This is a genomic window from Fertoeibacter niger (genome assembly GCF_009380135.2).
GTDB lineage: Bacteria > Pseudomonadota > Alphaproteobacteria > Rhodobacterales > Rhodobacteraceae > Fertoeibacter > Fertoeibacter niger.
Map to the genome: position 1 here is coordinate 146,483 of NZ_WHUT02000006.1, position 16,524 is coordinate 163,006.

Annotated in this window: 19 protein-coding genes and 1 pseudogene; 15 read left to right on the top strand and 5 right to left on the bottom strand. The window is 63.8% G+C overall.

All coding sequences use genetic code 11. The features are described from left to right. Nucleotides 1–14: 14 nt before the first annotated feature. The 15 genes and pseudogenes from GEU84_RS11615 (at nt 15) to GEU84_RS11680 (ending at nt 11,311) form a co-directional block, all read left to right on the top strand. Nucleotides 15–179, top strand: a complete 165-nt coding sequence (locus tag GEU84_RS11615; protein ID WP_174539819.1) for an HU family DNA-binding protein — start codon at nt 15–17, stop codon at nt 177–179. Further along, nucleotides 128–2,047 (top strand): phage tail tape measure C-terminal domain-containing protein, encoded by a 1,920-nt coding sequence (locus tag GEU84_RS21440; RefSeq protein ID WP_174539820.1) that lies wholly within the window; start codon nt 128–130, stop codon nt 2,045–2,047. The genes GEU84_RS11615 and GEU84_RS21440 overlap by 52 nt, the downstream gene beginning before the upstream one ends. After that, nucleotides 2,044–2,469, top strand: a complete 426-nt coding sequence (locus GEU84_RS11625; protein ID WP_152825553.1) for a hypothetical protein — start codon at nt 2,044–2,046, stop codon at nt 2,467–2,469. The genes GEU84_RS21440 and GEU84_RS11625 overlap by 4 nt, the downstream gene beginning before the upstream one ends. After that, on the top strand, nt 2,466–2,987 hold the full coding sequence (locus tag GEU84_RS11630; RefSeq protein WP_152825555.1) for a hypothetical protein: 522 nt from the start codon (nt 2,466–2,468) through the stop codon (nt 2,985–2,987). The genes GEU84_RS11625 and GEU84_RS11630 overlap by 4 nt, the downstream gene beginning before the upstream one ends. Beyond that, a complete protein-coding gene (locus GEU84_RS11635) occupies nt 2,984–3,400 on the top strand; it encodes an NlpC/P60 family protein (RefSeq protein WP_174539821.1) in 417 nt (138 codons plus the stop codon). The genes GEU84_RS11630 and GEU84_RS11635 overlap by 4 nt, the downstream gene beginning before the upstream one ends. Further along, nucleotides 3,397–4,152 carry a DNA adenine methylase gene (locus tag GEU84_RS11640; protein ID WP_174539822.1) on the top strand — a complete coding sequence of 252 codons (756 nt, stop codon included), beginning with the start codon at nt 3,397–3,399 and terminating at the stop codon, nt 4,150–4,152. The genes GEU84_RS11635 and GEU84_RS11640 overlap by 4 nt, the downstream gene beginning before the upstream one ends. Nucleotides 4,153–4,211: 59 nt before the next feature. Continuing rightward, complete coding sequence (locus GEU84_RS21530) at nt 4,212–4,364, top strand: hypothetical protein (protein ID WP_420899283.1); 153 nt, start codon at nt 4,212–4,214, stop codon at nt 4,362–4,364. 64 nt (nt 4,365–4,428) lie between these two features. Continuing rightward, nucleotides 4,429–4,800, top strand: a pseudogene (locus GEU84_RS21445) (DNA cytosine methyltransferase); the annotation flags it as partial. A 19-nt stretch (nt 4,801–4,819) separates the two neighbouring features. Next, nucleotides 4,820–5,215 (top strand): hypothetical protein, encoded by a 396-nt coding sequence (locus GEU84_RS21450; protein WP_338144793.1) that lies wholly within the window; start codon nt 4,820–4,822, stop codon nt 5,213–5,215. Between the two features lie 126 nt (nt 5,216–5,341). After that, nucleotides 5,342–7,483, top strand: coding sequence for an ATP-binding protein (locus GEU84_RS11655; RefSeq protein ID WP_152825559.1), 2,142 nt, complete (start codon nt 5,342–5,344; stop codon nt 7,481–7,483). Nucleotides 7,484–7,905: 422 nt separating this feature from the next. Continuing rightward, nucleotides 7,906–8,406: a type III secretion system chaperone family protein gene (locus GEU84_RS11660; protein ID WP_152825561.1), complete on the top strand. Its 501-nt coding sequence runs from the start codon at nt 7,906–7,908 to the stop codon at nt 8,404–8,406. A gap of 30 nt (nt 8,407–8,436) precedes the next feature. Beyond that, nucleotides 8,437–9,249 carry a pyrroline-5-carboxylate reductase gene (gene proC / locus GEU84_RS11665; protein ID WP_152825563.1) on the top strand — a complete coding sequence of 271 codons (813 nt, stop codon included), beginning with the start codon at nt 8,437–8,439 and terminating at the stop codon, nt 9,247–9,249. After that, nucleotides 9,246–9,578 (top strand): tRNA-binding protein, encoded by a 333-nt coding sequence (locus tag GEU84_RS11670; RefSeq protein WP_152825565.1) that lies wholly within the window; start codon nt 9,246–9,248, stop codon nt 9,576–9,578. Before proC ends, GEU84_RS11670 begins: the two co-directional genes overlap by 4 nt. Next, a complete protein-coding gene (locus GEU84_RS11675; RefSeq protein ID WP_152825567.1) occupies nt 9,578–10,528 on the top strand; it encodes a 2-hydroxyacid dehydrogenase in 951 nt (316 codons plus the stop codon). Before GEU84_RS11670 ends, GEU84_RS11675 begins: the two co-directional genes overlap by 1 nt. A gap of 111 nt (nt 10,529–10,639) precedes the next feature. Further along, complete coding sequence (locus GEU84_RS11680; protein ID WP_152825569.1) at nt 10,640–11,311, top strand: sulfotransferase family 2 domain-containing protein; 672 nt, start codon at nt 10,640–10,642, stop codon at nt 11,309–11,311. A gap of 30 nt (nt 11,312–11,341) precedes the next feature. Here the strand turns inward: GEU84_RS11680 and GEU84_RS11685 are convergent, their stop codons facing one another. The 5 genes from GEU84_RS11685 to GEU84_RS11705 are packed head-to-tail and all read right to left on the bottom strand — an operon-like array spanning nt 11,342 to nt 16,518. After that, nucleotides 11,342–13,534: an FAD-dependent oxidoreductase gene (locus GEU84_RS11685; protein ID WP_152825570.1), complete on the bottom strand. Its 2,193-nt coding sequence runs from the start codon at nt 13,532–13,534 to the stop codon at nt 11,342–11,344. Next, nucleotides 13,531–14,511: a cupin domain-containing protein gene (locus GEU84_RS11690; protein ID WP_152825572.1), complete on the bottom strand. Its 981-nt coding sequence runs from the start codon at nt 14,509–14,511 to the stop codon at nt 13,531–13,533. Before GEU84_RS11690 ends, GEU84_RS11685 begins: the two co-directional genes overlap by 4 nt. Then, nucleotides 14,508–14,978 carry a cupin domain-containing protein gene (locus tag GEU84_RS11695; protein ID WP_152825574.1) on the bottom strand — a complete coding sequence of 157 codons (471 nt, stop codon included), beginning with the start codon at nt 14,976–14,978 and terminating at the stop codon, nt 14,508–14,510. Before GEU84_RS11695 ends, GEU84_RS11690 begins: the two co-directional genes overlap by 4 nt. Further along, nucleotides 14,978–16,189, bottom strand: a complete 1,212-nt coding sequence (locus tag GEU84_RS11700; protein ID WP_152825576.1) for an acetyl-CoA C-acetyltransferase — start codon at nt 16,187–16,189, stop codon at nt 14,978–14,980. The genes GEU84_RS11695 and GEU84_RS11700 overlap by 1 nt, the downstream gene beginning before the upstream one ends. Then, entirely contained in the window at nt 16,186–16,518 is a 333-nt protein-coding gene (locus GEU84_RS11705) for a hypothetical protein (protein ID WP_152825579.1), read from the bottom strand. Before GEU84_RS11705 ends, GEU84_RS11700 begins: the two co-directional genes overlap by 4 nt. Between the last annotated feature and the right edge of the window lie 6 nt (nt 16,519–16,524).

Here is a 16,524-nt window from a genome sequence, read left to right on the forward strand (position 1 = left end):
CAAAGGACATCCCCATGAAAACCTACGCGAAATCCGATCTGGTCGCCGAACTGGCGCTGGAGCATGAGATGACCCAGGTCGAGGCCCGCCGTGTGCTGGACACGGCGTTGCGGCTGATCAGCATGCCGTGGCGGGCGCTGCCGTTGCCGTGGGCGTGCCGTTGGTCTCGATGTGGCTGAATGCGGGCTCGGGGGCGGATGACCTTGGCAAGCGCCTTGGGGCGCTGGATGAATCGCTCAGCAGCTACATTGGCTATGCTGAACTGTCGGCACAGAAGACGGCTGACCTGACAGAGAAGTTCGGACAGTTTGCGGGGCAGGTGCGTGGTTTTTCTACCTACCTTGCAAGCGTGACACTTGGCCAGACATTCGACGATCTCAGGGCCTCCATTGATCCGCTGAAAGCAGGTTTGAAGGATGTCGAGGCAGCAGCGCGGGGTGTGGCGGAGGCGCGAGCCGCCATTTCCGCTATTCCTGAAGATGATCCGTGGGCACTTCTGAACGCCCAAGACGCCTTGGCACTGTTTGAGGGAGAACTCGACGAGGCTGCCAAGCGCATGGGCCTGCTCCCAGAGCAGGCGCTGGCTCTTGCTGCGGCCATGGATGAAGTCGGCAAGGCAGCGAATTCACCAGAAGATATCGCTATCCGAGCAGGTGAAGCTCTTGCTGTTATCCAGCAGATCGCGCGCGACGGCCTCCAGCTCCCTGCGCCACTTAGGGAGGCGGCTGCGGCGCTGGAGGAAATGCAGCGTCGCGGGGCAGAAGCGAATGTCGAATTCGAGAGGATGCCAACAATCCTTGGCTCTGCCATTGATGCGGCCAATGCCGTGGCGGGGTCTGTCGGCGGGATAGGAGACGCGGCCCTCCGCGCGGCCGGCAACCTCTCTGTCATGGCAACCCGCATCTGGGAAGCTGCACGGGCGAGGGTGGCTTCGGCGACATGGGTTGACAACGATACCGGGGGCCTTGCATCGCAATATCGCCTCTACGGTCAAGGCAGGGTAGAAGGCGACAGGTTGGCCCGCGAGAGCGGCGACCTCTACGGCAACCGACCGATCCTGCCTGTCGTTGCGCCAGCGAGTGGCCGGGGTGGCGCGGGCGGCGGGGGCGGTGGCGGTGCTGGCCTTGGCGCTGTGTCCACCATCAAGGACGAACTCGCCCGGCTGAAACCGTCCTACGCGGCGGATGTGGCGGCGGCGGAGGCGTGGCGCGACAAGGCGCTGGCCTCGCTGAAGAAGGCGCAGGCCGGATACGCGACCTTCGCGGCCGATGTGGAGACGATCTTTCAGGAACGCATGGCCAAGGCCTATGAGGCCGACCTGAAGCGGCGCGACGACTGGCAGTCGGGGGTGCAGCGGGCGCTGATCGAGATCAACAAGGATCAGCTGAGCTGGGCCGATGTCTCGGAAAACATCGTCACCAAATGGTCGTCGGGCATGGAGGATGCCTTCGTGGCGATGGGGCGCACCGGCAAGTTCGAGGTGGGCAGCCTGGTGGATTATGTGCAGGAGCAGTTCGCGCGGCTGGCCTTCCAGCAGGTGATCCAGCCCGGGCTGAACTCCATCTTCGGGGCAATCACCGGGGCCCTTGGCATTGGTGGCCCCAGTGCGGCCGGCGCGGCGGCTGCGTCGATTTCCACCAATCACACCGGATCGCCTGGGGTGCAGCGCACCTATGCGCTGGGTCGGGCGGGCGGCGACCGGATGCGGCCCGATGAACGGCTGACCATGATGCGGCGGGGTGAGGAGATCATGACCGCCCGGGCACTGGAGAATGCGGGCGCGCTGATCTCGGCCATGACGGCGGTGGCGGCGTCGGCGGCATCGGGGCAGCCTGCAGGCAGCACCATCGTGATCCAGCCGATGAACAACAGCTCGGTCCCGCTGCAAATGGAGGTCGAGGAACGCACCGACGAGCGGGGCCGTCAGCATTATGTCATGGCGGTGTCGGATGCTGTGGCCACAGGGCTGCGCGCGCCGGGCGGCAAGGCCCGCCGCACGCTGAAGGCCGATTTCGGGATCGACCGGCAGGGCTCGGTGCTGCGATGACCTATCCCCAATGGCCCGGCGAGCTGACCAAATTCGAACGTTCCGGCTGGCAGATGCAGCTGCAGGACGCGCGGCAACGCCGCCAGTCCGATGCCGGGCCGCCCGGCTACCGGCGCAGGTTTTCCGCAGCGGCGCGGATGGTGGCGGCCTCGCTGATCGTGGACCAGAACGAGCGGGCGATTTTCGACCGGTTCTATGCCGTCACGGTCGCGCAGGGCGCGCGGATGTTCTGGATGCCGGATCCCACCACGGACGGCCAGCCCCTGCTGATGCCGGACGGCACACCGCTGCTGACCGGGGCGGGCGAGCCCTTGCTGATCGCCCGGCGCTGGCTGGTGCTGTTCGGAGATCCGCCCCCGGCCGAGACCATCCATCAGCAGGTGCAATACCGCAAATCCTTCAGCCTGGTGGTGCTGCCATGAGACGTGTTTCCCTCAATGCCCGGATGATGCAGGACGCCGTGGCCTCGGAAGAGCTGTATGTCGTGCTGTTCGAGATCGAACATCCGGATCTGGAGGCCGCGATCCGGCTCTCGACCGACAATGCGGAGGTCGTGCAGGACGAACCCCGCATCTATGGCACCCGGTCAAGCTGGCGCGGGGCCAACCCGGGGACCCAGCCCTTCTGGTGGATCATCGCCTCCGCCCTTCTGCCCTCGGACATGGAGGATGCGCCCGCCACCGCCACGGTGATCATCGAGACGGTCGATCAGGAGATGGCGACGCTGCTGCGCAGCTTCACCACGCCCGCCACGGTGCATCTGGCGGTGGTGCTGGCCTCCAGCCCATCGGTCATCGAGGCCGAATACAGCGACCTGATGATCACCACCTCCGACATCGGCGAGGAGATCACCCTGACCATCAGCCGCGAGGAGATCGAGCAGGAATATTATCCCATGGGCCGCATGACGCGCGACCACTTTCCGGGGCTGCATCTGTGAAGCCGCTCTGGAGCAACGATTTCATCGGCCTGCCCTATCTGGCCTTCGGGCGCAGCAGGGCGGGGTGCGACTGCTGGGGGCTGGCCTGCGTGATCCATGCCGAGCTGACCGGCATCCGCCTGCCGGATTATCTGGGCTATGGATCGGTGGATGAGCATGCCGAGATTGCCGCGCTGATCGGCGGGGCGCAGGCCTCGCCGCTGTGGCGGCCGGTCAGTCTGGACGAAGCGCAGGCGCTGGATGTCGTCGTGTTCCGCCGCGGGCGGCATGCCACCCATATCGGGGTGGTGATCCGTCCCGGGCTGATGATCCACATGGCGGACGAGGATTGCGCCAAGCTCTCGGTCTATCTGACCGGGCCGTGGAAGCAGCGGCTGGCAGGGCATTTCCGCTGGGCGGGGGTGCGGCCATGACCGGCAAAGCCCTCATTCCCGTGCTGGCCGCGCCGCATCTGGACCCCGCTGCGGGGCGGATCGCGCTGGATTTGCCCGAAGGGCTGACCTTGGCGCAGATCCTTTCCACTGTGCTGCCCGGGGCCACGCCCGATGAGCTGCTGCGCTGCCGCGTGGCGCTGGTGACGGAACAGGGGTCGCAGATCGTGCTGCCGGGTGTTTGGCATCGCGTGCGTCCCCGGCCCGGGGTGCGTGTGGTGATCCGGGTCATCCCCGGCAAGGATGGCCTGCGCTCGCTGCTGTCGATCGTCGTCTCGATCGCCGCAATTGCCGCCGGGCAGTTTTGGGGGCTGAAGGTCGGACAGTTGCTCGGTCTGGGGGCAGGGACAGCCGGTGCGGTCGGGTCAGCCCTGGTGGGCGTGGGTGTGTCGATCGTGGGCAACCTCCTGATCAACGCCCTGATCCCGCCTGACAAGCCCGAAAGCCGCGACGCGCAGAACCGCTATCTCGATCCGCCCTATTGGGGCTGCGAGGGCGACTATGGCAAGGCGCTGTTCGCCCCGCAGGATTTTGCCCGGCTGGCGGCGGTTCTGGGGGCGTTGAAAGGGCGCTTCATCCTGTCCTTAAATGACGTTCAAGGCGTGCGGGATACCTTCGCGGCGTTCCAGATGGCCCCGGTCAAGACCACCTATACGATTGCCTCAAAGGGTGCTGTGCCCGACCGGGCGGAACTGCTGATCTCCAACTTCACCCTGCCGGGTGTCACGCCATGACGCCCGCAAGCCGTGACGTGGAAATGCGTTGTTCGGGCTGTGCCCGGCTGCTATTCAAGATGGAACCGCAGGCCCTGCGTGGTAGGGTCTCGGTCAAATGCCCGCGCTGCCGGGCCTTCAATCACCTGAGGCCACAGACGAGCCCCCCGCCCGAGCGCGCCAGCGCCGTCGAGGAACGCGCGTGTGGCTCTTCATTCCCCCCAAAGACATGACGATTTTCGCGGCATCAGCCTTTGCGCCGGTGTCGGAGGCCTTGATCTCGGCCTGCACATCGCAGTGCCCGGATACCGCACTGTATGTCATGTCGAGCGAAACAGTTTCGCCGCAGCCACTCTCGTGGCGCGGATGGCAGACGCGTCCCTGGCTGCGGCTCCTGTCTGGGACGATCTGCGATCCTTCGACGGCCGCCCGTGGCGCGGCCGCGTTCATATCGTCACTGCCGGTTATCCCTGCCAGCCCTTCAGCCTTTGCGGAAACCGCCGTGGAGCCGACGACCCCCGCCACCTCTGGCCCGATGTCGCCCGGATCGTCGCCGAGGCCGCACCCCCCTTCGTCTTCCTCGAGAACGTACCCGGGCATCTGTCCCTCGGTCTCGACATCGTCGCCGGAGACCTTCAGGCAATGGGCTACCGCGTTGCAGCGTGCCTCGTATCAGCGGCGGAAGTCGGTGGGCCGCATACCCGCGAAAGGCTGTTCCTACTGGCCCACGCCGACCTTCAAGGGCTCGGGCAACCGGGCCTGCGTGACGCTGAGCCCGGCAGGGATCTCCTTCCGCACCGACCGGAACCAGACGGGCAAACAGGTGGCGCTGAAGAATGCGGCCCTGGCCTGGACGCTGATGTGGGATCTGATGACGGCTGCGGGCTGGACGCCGCAGCGCCCCCGCTCTTCCCACCGCTGCCGGGTGGTTTTGCTGAATGGGGAGAAGCACTCAGACGGCACCCTGAGCTCAAACCCTGCGTTCAGCGACTGGGTGATGGGCTGGCCACCTGGCTGGACCGATCCGCTGCAGCCGGTAACGGTGTGGTCCCCCTGGCTGCGGCTAGCGCGTGGCGCATGCTGAGGGGGGAGGTGTGAGGAAGAATTTAGGACGCGACCATCGACTGAAAATGGCGTAGCCACACATTGGAGGGAGTGACTCTCGACCCCTTGGCGATAGACTGTCGAGCTTGGATGAAAGAGATTCCTCATGACCACATTGAACGAAAACCTCAAAAATCGTATCCGGAAGCTGATGAAGCCAGCAAACCAGGCACAAGCCTTGCAGCCGTTTTTCGAAGCGGTCAGCAACGCGGTCATGGCGGTAGAAGACCTAGAGTTGGGCGATGTACGCGACGGAACCATCGAAATCAGCATCACCGGGTTAGGAGGCGACAATGTTGAGATTGCTGTTCTGGATCGCGGCATCGGTCTCGACCCACTTCGCTTTGAAGCATTCTGCCAGATCGACACCGAGTTCAAGAAGGATCGCGGTGGCAAGGGTGTGGGGCGCCTATACTGGCTCGACGCATTCAGGAAAATCGAGGTTGAAAGTCAGTACCGAGACGAGGGCGGTTTCAAACAGCGGGCATTTGACTTTCGCCTGACTGATGTTGAACAGATCGTTGACAAGGCACCAAAACTTGCTTGGCGACCCGAAGAGACTGGTACAATGGTTCGCTTCGAAGGATTGTCCCTCGGGCCATACAAAGAGCACTTCTCTAAAACGGCTGAGACCCTCAAAAACTATCTTGCAGCTGAGTTCATTGCTCCGTTTCTCAGCGGGAACTCTCCCCAAATTAAACTGACACTCAGTGCTGTGGCAGGTAAGCCGGTGGAGGTATTTTATCCGAGTGCAGTGTCGCAGCTGGTCATCGTCGGACCAGAGCCACTTGGCCCTATAGAGTTGCCCAGCGGAGAGAACCTTACCGTGAAGGGATTTCTTTGCGACGCCAAGGCAAGCCGTGGACTGGACGGAAAACACCAAGTCCATCTCCTCGGCAATGGCCGGACGATTCAGTCTCGGAAGGTAGACGATCTACTCGGTATCAGCCAGCTCGAGCACGAAGGTGCGCAGGGGCTAACGCTCCACCTGATTGTTCAGGGAGACTTTCTTGATCAGCGGACGACAGAGAGTCGGACAGCCTTCACGATACCTGAAGATGAGCTGAAAGCGATTGTGAAAGCCGTTGTGACTGACGCGCGAAAGAACTTTATCGCAGATCAGGTAAAAAAGTTCGACGACATGCGTCGCGCAACCTTTCAGGCGTTCTTGAGAGAGCAGCCAATTTTTGCCTATGGCGATACCGATGAAATCTTTACCAGCCTCCCGGTTGGCGCCACCACACCAGAGGCGTATGCTCAGGCACTGGTCGTGCCGCGGATGCGAGCAGAAAAGAACCGCGAGACTGTCCTGACAAACCTGGTCAACGCGCTCGTTTCTGGCAAGCAAATTCCTGAAGACTTCTCAAAGATAGTGATCGAGGCAGCGGGGGCTGTCCAAGAGAACGAGCGGACCTCTCTTGCTCACCATGCAGCACGTCGGCGAGTGGTTCTAGATCTCCTTGATCAACTGATCCGACGTGTCAGAAAGAGCAAGAGCCAAGGCGAGGACGTCTATCACTTGGAGAAGACATTGCACTCACTACTTGTACCAATGCGACGAATTGGTACTGATCCTGGCAAATGGGAAAGCGCGGGTCATGATTTGTGGATCGTAGACGAACGCTTGGCTTTCACGTCTTCTTTTGCCTCTGACCTGCCGCTGCGAGAGTTTGTAATCGGCAGTGAACTTGAGGATCGGCCCGACATTGTCTTGTGGGACGTAGGATTTAGCCTTGGCGCAGTCGACGAGGTGGGTGGGATTGGTGAAGTGGACGACGCTCGCGCGCTTTCCGAAGTGTTCATAGTAGAGCTGAAGCACCCAGGTCGTGAAAACTACGGCAAAGATGAACGCATCGAAGACCAAGTGAGAAAGTACGCTGCGGCGATTATGAACAGCCAGGTCGAGAGCTTTGGTCGGCGTCGGATCAAGGTTTCGAAGGATTGTCAGTTTCACTGCCTGGTTGTCGCGGACTTTCTCGGTCGGCTCGGAGACGAAGTGTCAGGTTGGGATCCAATTTATAACGAGCGTGGGCGTCAGCGCAGGCTCGGCGGGAAATTCGCGGGCGTCACGATCGAAGCTGTTGAATGGGATTATGTGCTGGACACTGCAAGAACGCAGAACCGGGCATTATTGTCCGCGGCGGGGCTGCAGAAGCCCGGCAAGACCAAGTTTGTGCGTCACCCTGAGCCTGACCAGTCCAAGGAAGATGCCGACGCGTCGAAGTTACTGACTGGCGCGACCGAGTAGATCGGAAGCTTGGGCAAGCGTCTGAGCCTTCGACACACAGGGAGTGCCTCACCTTCACAAGCTCGCTGCAGGCTCCACCCTAACCGAGCTCGGTCACGCCGCCTTTGCGGCAGATGGCAAGTTGAAGGGCCGTGATTGGCCCCCTTTTAACCTTCGTTTAAGGCGACGCTGCGGAAAACCCATCTGCTGCAACATCTGCTGTCAAACCCTGCAAAATCTGCTGTCACGCCACAGTCACGCCACAGCCACACACGCCACAGCCACACTTGTCCACAGAAGTTTCACCAAGAAAGTGCTTTACAGGGTTCCCCCCTCGCCTCACAATATCTAGTAAGGGCAGCATCCGGCAACGCTGCTACTTGCCAGACACCCAGCCTCTTGTGGGTCCAGGCTCACGGGAGGCTTCATGAAGAGGCCAGGCGATGTCGTTTTCCGAAACCTACGCATCCGATGAAATCCACCCCATAGATATAGTGGAAACGCTGGCCGAACACCATGAATGGGAGTTTGACCGCGTGACCGATGACCAGATCGCCATGGCGGTCGAGGGGCAGTGGCGCACCTATTCCCTTACCCTCGCCTGGTCAGCGCAGGATGAAACGCTGCGGCTGATCTGCACCTTCGAGATGGAGCCGCCGGAACATCGGATCGGCGATCTTTACGATGTGCTGAACCGTTGCAACGACATGGTCTGGACCGGCGCCTTTACCTGGTGGGCGGAACAGAAGCTGATGGTCTGGCGCTATGGCCTTGTGCTGGCGGGCGGGCAGGTGGCGGGGCCGGAGCAGATCGACCGGCTGATTTCCTCGGCGGTGATGGCCTCGGAACGGTTCTATCCGGCGTTCCAGATGGTCGCCTGGGCCGAACACACGCCTGCCGATGCCATGAAGGTTGCGATTGCAGAGGCTTACGGGCGGGCCTAACCTGCCCCCGGAATGTGACCGGGGGAAGCGATGGTTCTGGATCAGGTAAAGGCACGCGGGCTGGTGCTGCTGGGCTGCGGCAAGATGGGCTCGGCCATGTTGCAGGGCTGGCTGGCACAAGGGCTGCCGGCAGCGTCGGTCTGGGTGAATGATCCGCATCCTTCGGACTGGCTGGCAGCGCAGGGTGTGCACCTCAACGCGGCGCTGCCTGACGCCCCGGCCATCGTGCTGATTGCGGTCAAGCCGCAAATGATGGCTGCGGCGCTGCCAACGCTGGCGGGTTATGGCGGGGGGGCCACGCTGTTCCTGTCGATCGCGGCGGGCACCACCATTGCGACCTATGAGCAGATGCTGGGCACGGGCACGCCGGTGATCCGTGCCATGCCCAACACGCCGGCGGCTGTGGGCCGCGGCATGACGGCCATCACCGGCAATGCGCTGGCGACATCCGCGCATCTGGAACTGGCCGAGGCGCTGTTGGCCGCCGTGGGCCAGGTGGTGCGGCTGGAGGGTGAGCATCAGATGGATGCCGTCACCGCCGTGTCAGGCTCTGGCCCGGCCTATGTGTTCCACCTGATCGAGGCGCTGGCGGCGGCGGGCGAGGCCGAAGGCCTGTCGGGCCCCCTTGCCATGCAATTGGCCCGCGCGACGGTGACAGGGGCGGGCGAACTGGCGCATCGTGCCCCGGAAAGCGCCAGCCAGTTGCGCATCAACGTCACCTCGCCCGGCGGCACCACGGCGGCGGCGCTGGCGGTGCTGATGGACGCGGACACCGGCTTGACCGCCCTGCTGCGCCGCGCGGTCAAGGCGGCGGCAGACCGGGGGCGGGAGCTGGGCAAATGATCAGCCATGACGATTTCATGCAGGTGGATATCCGTGTGGGCACAATCACCCGCGCCGAACCTTTCCCCGAGGCGCGAAAGCCCGCGATAAAACTCTGGGTCGATTTCGGCGGTGACATCGGCGAGAAACGGTCATCGGCGCAGATCACCCGGCATTACTCGCCCGAAGGGCTGGTGGGGCTGCAGGTGCTGGCCGTGGTGAACTTTCCGCCGCGCCAGATCGGCAAGGTGCTGTCCGAGGTGCTGGTGCTGGGCGTGCCGGACGCGGACGGCGAGGTTGTGTTGATCGGGCCGGGCCATGCCGTGCCGGATGGGGGAAGGATGTTCTGATGGAAAAGCTGTTGATCACGCGCCGCCTGCCTGAAAAGGTGCTGCAGGCCGCTCGCGCGCGGTTTGATGTGACGTTGCGCGACAATACAACACCGGTGGATGCCGATGAATTGCGCGCCGCGCTGCGCGACCATGACGCGGTGCTGCCCACGCTGGGCGACCTGTTCCGCGCCGATGTCTTTGCCGATGTGCCGCGGCCGCGCGCAAAGATCCTTGCCAATTTCGGGGTGGGCTACAATCACATCGACGCTGGCGCGGCGCAGGCTGCGGGGCTGGTCGTGACCAACACGCCGGGCGCAGTGACCGATGCCACCGCCGACATCGCGCTGACACTGATCCTGATGACCGCGCGGCGGGCGGGCGAGGGTGAGCGGCTGTTGCGCGCGGGCCAGTGGCACGGCTGGGCCCCGGTGCAGATGCTGGGCCAGCATGTGACGGGCAAAAGGCTGGGCGTGATCGGCATGGGGCGGATCGGCAAGGCGATTGCGCGGCGTTGCCATTATGGCTTTGGCATGGAAGTGGTGTTCTACAACCGCTCGCCCGTCGCCGACCCCGGCCTGCCGTCCCGGCAAGTCGATCTGGCCGAGGCGATGGCCGCCGATTTCGTCGTGGTCGCCGTGCCCGGCAGCCCCGCCACCCACCACATGATCAATGCCGAGGTGCTGGGCAAGATGCGACCCACTGGCATTTTCGTGAACATCAGCCGTGGCGATGTGGTGGACGAGGCCGCGCTGATTGCCACTTTGCAGGCGGGCCGCATCGCGGGGGCGGGTCTCGATGTCTATGAATTCGAACCAAAGGTGCCCGCCGATTTGATCGCCTTGGAAAACGTGGTGCTGCTGCCGCATCTGGGCACGGCGGCGCTGGAGGTGCGCGAGGCGATGGGTCTGATGGCGCTGGAGAATATCATCGCCTTTTTCGATGGGCGCGACCCGCCGAACCGGGTGTAGCGGCATGTATTCTTGCTGGCTTAAATATCCCCGCCGGAGGCACGCAACGCAGGCCGCAGAGGCCTCCGGCGGGGATATTTGGGCCAGCAAGAAACGCGGAGACTCCGGTTCATGATCATCTCGCGCGGGCGGCGGTTCATTTTCGTGCATATCCCCAAGACAGGTGGCACGGCGCTGAGCCTTGCGCTGGAGGCGCGGGCGATGAAGGACGACATTCTGATTGGCGACACGCCCAAGGCCCGGGCGCGGCGCGGGCGGTTGAAGGGGGTCAAGGCGCAGGGGCGGCTGTGGAAGCATTCGACCCTGGCCGATATTTCGGGGCTGGTCAGCGACGCCGAGGTGGCCGATTTCTTCACGCTGGCGCTGGTGCGCAACCCATGGGACCGGGCGGTCAGCTATTACCACTGGCTGCGGGCGCAGAGTTTCGCGCATCCGGCGGTGGGGCTGGCCAAATCACAGGGGTTTTCCGGGTTCCTGAACCATCCGCAGACCCAGACCTCGCTGCGGCTGTGGCCTGCCGCCGCCTATCTGCGCGACCGGCACGGGGCCGAGCGCGCCAGCCTGTTCCTGCGGTTGGAGCATCTGGAGACCGATCTGGCCCCGTTCGAGACGCATCTGGGTTTCCGCCTGACGCCGCTGGCGCGGGTGAACGAATCCGCCCGGGTGGCCGATTGGCGCGGCTACTATTCCGACGCCGATGCGGCCCTGCTGGCGGATCTGTGCGCCGAGGATGTGGCGCGGTTTCGCTACCGCTTTGACGACGCCGTAGCCCCACGCGGATGACCCGCCCCACGGGGGCGGGCCATGGCGGCCTCAGGCGGCCTTGGGCTGGGGGGCAAAGCGGGTGTAGAACTGCTGCCCCTTGGCCGACATGTCGCGCAGCAGGGCGGGGGCGGCAAAGCGCGCGCCATGCGTCTCGGCCAGCGCATCGCAGATTTCCACGGCGCGGGGTGCCCCGATCATGTCAAGCCAGGACAAAGGCCCGCCCGACCATGGCGCAAAGCCCCAGCCCAGAATGGCCCCCACATCGCCCTCGCGGATGTCCATCAGCACGCCGTCTTCCAGCGCGCGCACGGCCTCCAGCACCTGCGCGAACAGCAGGCGGTGCTGCACTTCGGCCAGATCGGGCTGCGCCTTGGCTGCCGGCCAGGCCGCTGCCAGACCGTCCCACAGGCCCAGCCGTTTGCCCGCAGCGTCATAGGCATAGAAACCGGCATTGGCCTTTTTGCCCAGACGGCCCTGATCTGCCATCGCGAACAACACCTTGTCAACCGCGCCATCGGGATAGGCGTCGCCCATCGCGGCGCGGGTGGCCTTGGCGATCTTGACCCCCAGGTCGATCGAGGTTTCATCGACCAGTTGCAGCGGCCCAAGCGGCATGCCCACCAGTTTCGCCGCATTCTCGATCAGCGCGGGTTCCACGCCTTCGGCTACCATGCGGATGCCTTCGTTGATATAGGGGATGATGCAGCGGTTGGCATAGAAGAAGCGTGCGTCATTCACCACGATGGGCGTCTTGCGGATCTGGCGCACGAAATCCAGCGCCTTGGCCACGGCGCGGTCGCCGGTCTGTTGCCCCCGGATGATTTCCACCAGCATCATCTTGTCGACCGGGCTGAAGAAATGGATGCCGATGAACTGGTCGGGGCGCTGACTGGCGCGGGCCAGATCGCTGATCGGCAGGGTGGAGGTGTTGGTGGCAAAGATGCAGTCGGGGCCTACCGCCTCTTCAACCTTGCGGGTGACATCGGCCTTGACCGCCATATCCTCGAACACCGCCTCGACGATCAGGTCGCAGCCCGCCAGTGCGGCGTAATCGGTGGTGGCGGTGATGCGGGCCAGAACCTCGGCCTTCTTTTCGGCCGTCACCTTCTTTCGCTGCATGCCCTTGTCGAGCAGGCCCTCGGAATAGCCCTTGCCCTTGTCGGCGGCCTCTTGCGCCGCGTCGATCAGCACCACCTCGATGCCCGCATTGGCACTGACATAGGCGATGCCCGCGCCCATCATGCCCGCGCCGATGATGCCCACCTTTTGCACCGACTGATCGGGCGCCTCGGGGCGCACCGCGCCCTTGTCCAGCGCCTCCTTGTTGATGAACAGGCTGCGGATCATCGCGCCGGATGACGGGTTCATCAGCACCGAGGTGAACCAGCGCGCCTCGATCTTCAGGGCGGTGTCAAAGGGCACCAGCGCACCCTCATAGACCGCCGAAAGCAGCGCCTTGGCGGCGGGGTAGACCCCCATCGTCTTGCCATGCACCATGGCCGAGGCGCCCACAAAGGTCATGAAGCCTGCCGGGTGATAGGGCGCGCCGCCGGGCATCTTGTAGCCTTTCTGATCCCACGGCTTTACCAGATCGGTGTCTTTCGCCGCCAGAATCCATTCCTTTGCCCGGGCCAGCAGGTCTTCGGGGGCCACCACCTCATCCACGATCCCGGCCAGTTTCGCGGCTTTCGGATCACTCAGCTTGCCCTCCAGCAGGAAGGGGGCGGCGATCATCGCGCCAAGTTTGCGCACCAGACGGGTTGTGCCGCCCGCACCGGGAAAGATGCCGACCATGATTTCGGGCAGGCCGATCTTGGCCTTGGGGTTGTCCGCCGCGATGATGCGGTGGCACGAAAGCGGCAGTTCCAGCCCGATGCCAAGGGCCGTGCCGGGCAGGGCGGCGACCACGGGTTTGCCGCCTTTCAGGGTTTTCGCATCCATCCCGGCGCGTTCGATCTTGCGCATGACGCCGTGCATCATCATCACGCCATCAAAGATGCCCTGCGCGCCGCCGTCATCCTTCATCTTGGCGATGACGTTAAGGTCCATCCCGCCCGCGAAATCCTTCTTCCCCGAGGTCAGGATGATGCCCTTCACGCCCGCATCGGCCAGCGCCTGATCCATCAGCCCGTTCAGCTCGGCAAAGCCCGCCAGTGACATCACGTTCATGGATTTGCCGGGCACGTCCCAGGTGATCGTGGCTACGCCGTCGGCATCGGTGGTCAGGGTGAAATCGGTCATGTCGCGCTCCTTGGGGCAGGCGAGCCATCGCGGCGGGTATAGCGCCGGGCCGGGCCGTCCTTGTGGGTGATGAGGTCGTGATCGGGGTAATGGATAGTGTCGGTGCGGTTGCGGGTGCCGATGGTCAGATAGCTGGCATCGGTTGTGCCGCGGTTTTCAAGGCTGTGGCCCACGGGTGTGGCCGCTGGCCAGCAGGCGGCATCGCCGGGGCGCAGGATGGATTCGGTGTCCTCGACCAGCACCAGATCGCCGGACAGGAGATAAACCATTTCGTCCTCCGTCTCGTGCCAGTGGCGAAAGCCGGCTCGCGATCCGGGCGGCAAAACCTCCAGATGCGCGCCGAACTGCGTCAGCCCGCCGGGGTCGCCGATGACGGCATGGCTGTAGGGGCCAGCGCCGCCCCCCAGCACGGGATGCACCGGGTCGGGCTCTGCCACCCAGGCCAGCACCAGCGGCGGCAGCGGCGCGCGTCCCTGTTCCGGCAGCGGCAGGCGGCGGGCCAGCCGCAGATGATCGGGCAGCGGGCCACCGCGCAGCACATGGCCCGAGGCATCCTCCACCTGCCAGTTGTCGCCCAGCTCGCGCTGTGTGCGGCCAATGTCGGGGTAGTGCACCACATCGTCGCGCAGCCGCATTCCCGCGACCAGACAGGTGCAGGGGGCCGTGCCCCGGTTCACCAGATGATGCGCATTGGCGACGCCCGCGGGCCAGCACACCGCCTGACCGGCACGCAGGGGCCAGGGGCCGGTATCGTCGATCACCGTGGCTTCACCGGCGATCATGTAGACCAGCTCATCTTCCATGCTGTGCCAGTGCCGGTCCGACGACCGCGCGCCGGGATACAGCACCTCGACAAACACGCCGAACTGCGTCAGCCCGCCCGCACCCGACAGGTCTTGCCGGTCAAGCGCGCCCATGCTGGCGGCCTGATCCGCATCGCGCGGCACAAAAGCGGTCTCGGTCCCGCGCAGGATCATCGGGGGCCATCCCAGTCGCTGCCATCCTTGTAGGTGAAGCGGGCAGCACCGCCGCCGATATGCACCATCAGATCGACATCGGAATAGGTGGCCACCTCGGCCGGGGCCTTGGTGCCCACGACCAGAAACCGCGCGGGCCGGTCGGTGCGGTTCAGGAAATGATGGCCATCGGTCGAACCCGCCGGAAAGGCCGCGCAATCACCCGCACGCATCAGGGTTTCGCCCGCATCCTGCACCATCACGCATTCGCCCTCGGTGATCATGACGAACTCATCCTCGTGCCGGTGCCAGTGGCGCAGCGACGACATCGCCCCTGGCTCCAGCGTCACCAGATTGACGCCGAACTGCGTCAGCCCCCCGGCCTCGCCCAGCCTGAGGCTGGAGCGGCCCTTGACCATCGCCGCATAGGGCTCGGGGTAGATCGAGCCAGTTTTCACCGGCACAAGCGCGAGGTCAAGTTTCGGCATCACAGCCGCTCGATAATGGTGGCGGCCCCCATGCCGCTGGCGATGCAAAGCGTGGCCAGACCCACGCCCTTGCCCGAACGTTCCAGTTCATCCAGCAGCGTGCCGATGATGATGGCCCCGGTGGCGCCCAAGGGATGCCCCATGGCGATCGACCCGCCATTCACGTTGACCCGCGCCGGATCGACATTGAACGCCTGCTGGAACCGCAGCACGACCGACGCAAAGGCCTCGTTCACCTCGAACAGGTCGATGTCGGAAATGCCCATGCCGCTGTCGGCCAGGATTTTCTGCGTGACCGGCACGGGGCCTGTCAGCATGATGGTGGGATCAGTGCCGATTTTCGCGGTTGCGCGAATGCGGGCGCGGGGTTTCAGGCCAAACTTCTCGCCGAATTCCTTGTTGCCGATCAGCACGGCGGCGGCGCCATCGACGATGCCGCTGGAGTTGCCCGCATGGTGGATATGTTCGATCCGTTCCAGATGCGGGTATTTCAGCAGCGCGATCTTGTCGAAACCGGGCATCTGTTCGCCCATGTCCTTGAAGGCCGGTTTCAGCGCCCCCAGTGCCTGCATGTCGGTGCCGGGGCGCATGTATTCGTCGGTGGCAAGGATCGGCAGGCCGTTCTGGTCGCGAATGGTGATGACAGACCGGGCAAAGCGGTTGTCCTTCCATGCCTCGGCGGCGCGACGCTGGCTTTCCATCGCCAGTTGATCGGCATCATCACGGGTAAAACCGTATTCGGTGGCGATGATGTCGGCCGAAATGCCCTGGGGCACGAAATAGGTCTTCATCGCCAGCGCCGGGTCAACGGCAATCGCCGCGCCGTCCGACCCCATGGCCACGCGGCCCATCATTTCCACGCCCCCGGCGATATAGGCCATGCCCGCCCCGCCGCGGATCTGGTTGGCGGCGATGTTCACCGCCTCCATCCCCGACGCGCAGAACCGGTTGATGGCCAGACCCGGTATCGACTGGTCAAGGTCAGATGCCAGCACCGCGGTGCGGGCAAGGCAGCCGCCCTGTTCGCCCACCTGGGTCACGTTGCCCCAGATCACATCCTCCACCGCGTGCCCGTCCAGCGCGTTGCGTTCCTTCACCGCGTTCAGGATCTTGGCCGACAGCGCCACGGCGGTCAGTTCATGCAGGCTGCCATCGGGGCGGCCCTTGCCACGCGGGCTGCGCACGGCGTCGTAGATGTAAGCGTCGGTCATTTCTGGAGCCTCTTCATTTCGATGATGTCGGACGCGATTGCGTGGATGTCCAATATCTCTTCTGCTGTTTTTACGAGATCGAGGTCAGACAAGTCAGCTACACTCAACTCTGCCCAACTCATCCCTTCATGCCGGTTCATGCTCAACTTTTCCTTCAAGTCGCCAAACCGAACCGCCAAATCGGAAGAAATTGAACGAACTTCTTCTACAGCAATAGTCTTGAAACCATCGTCGTAGGCCTTCGGCAAGCGCACTCGCATTTCTTCTAAACCCAATGTGAGATGGGAAATTGTGCGATACATCCGTTCGGTTACATATGCGTCACTCATGGCTTT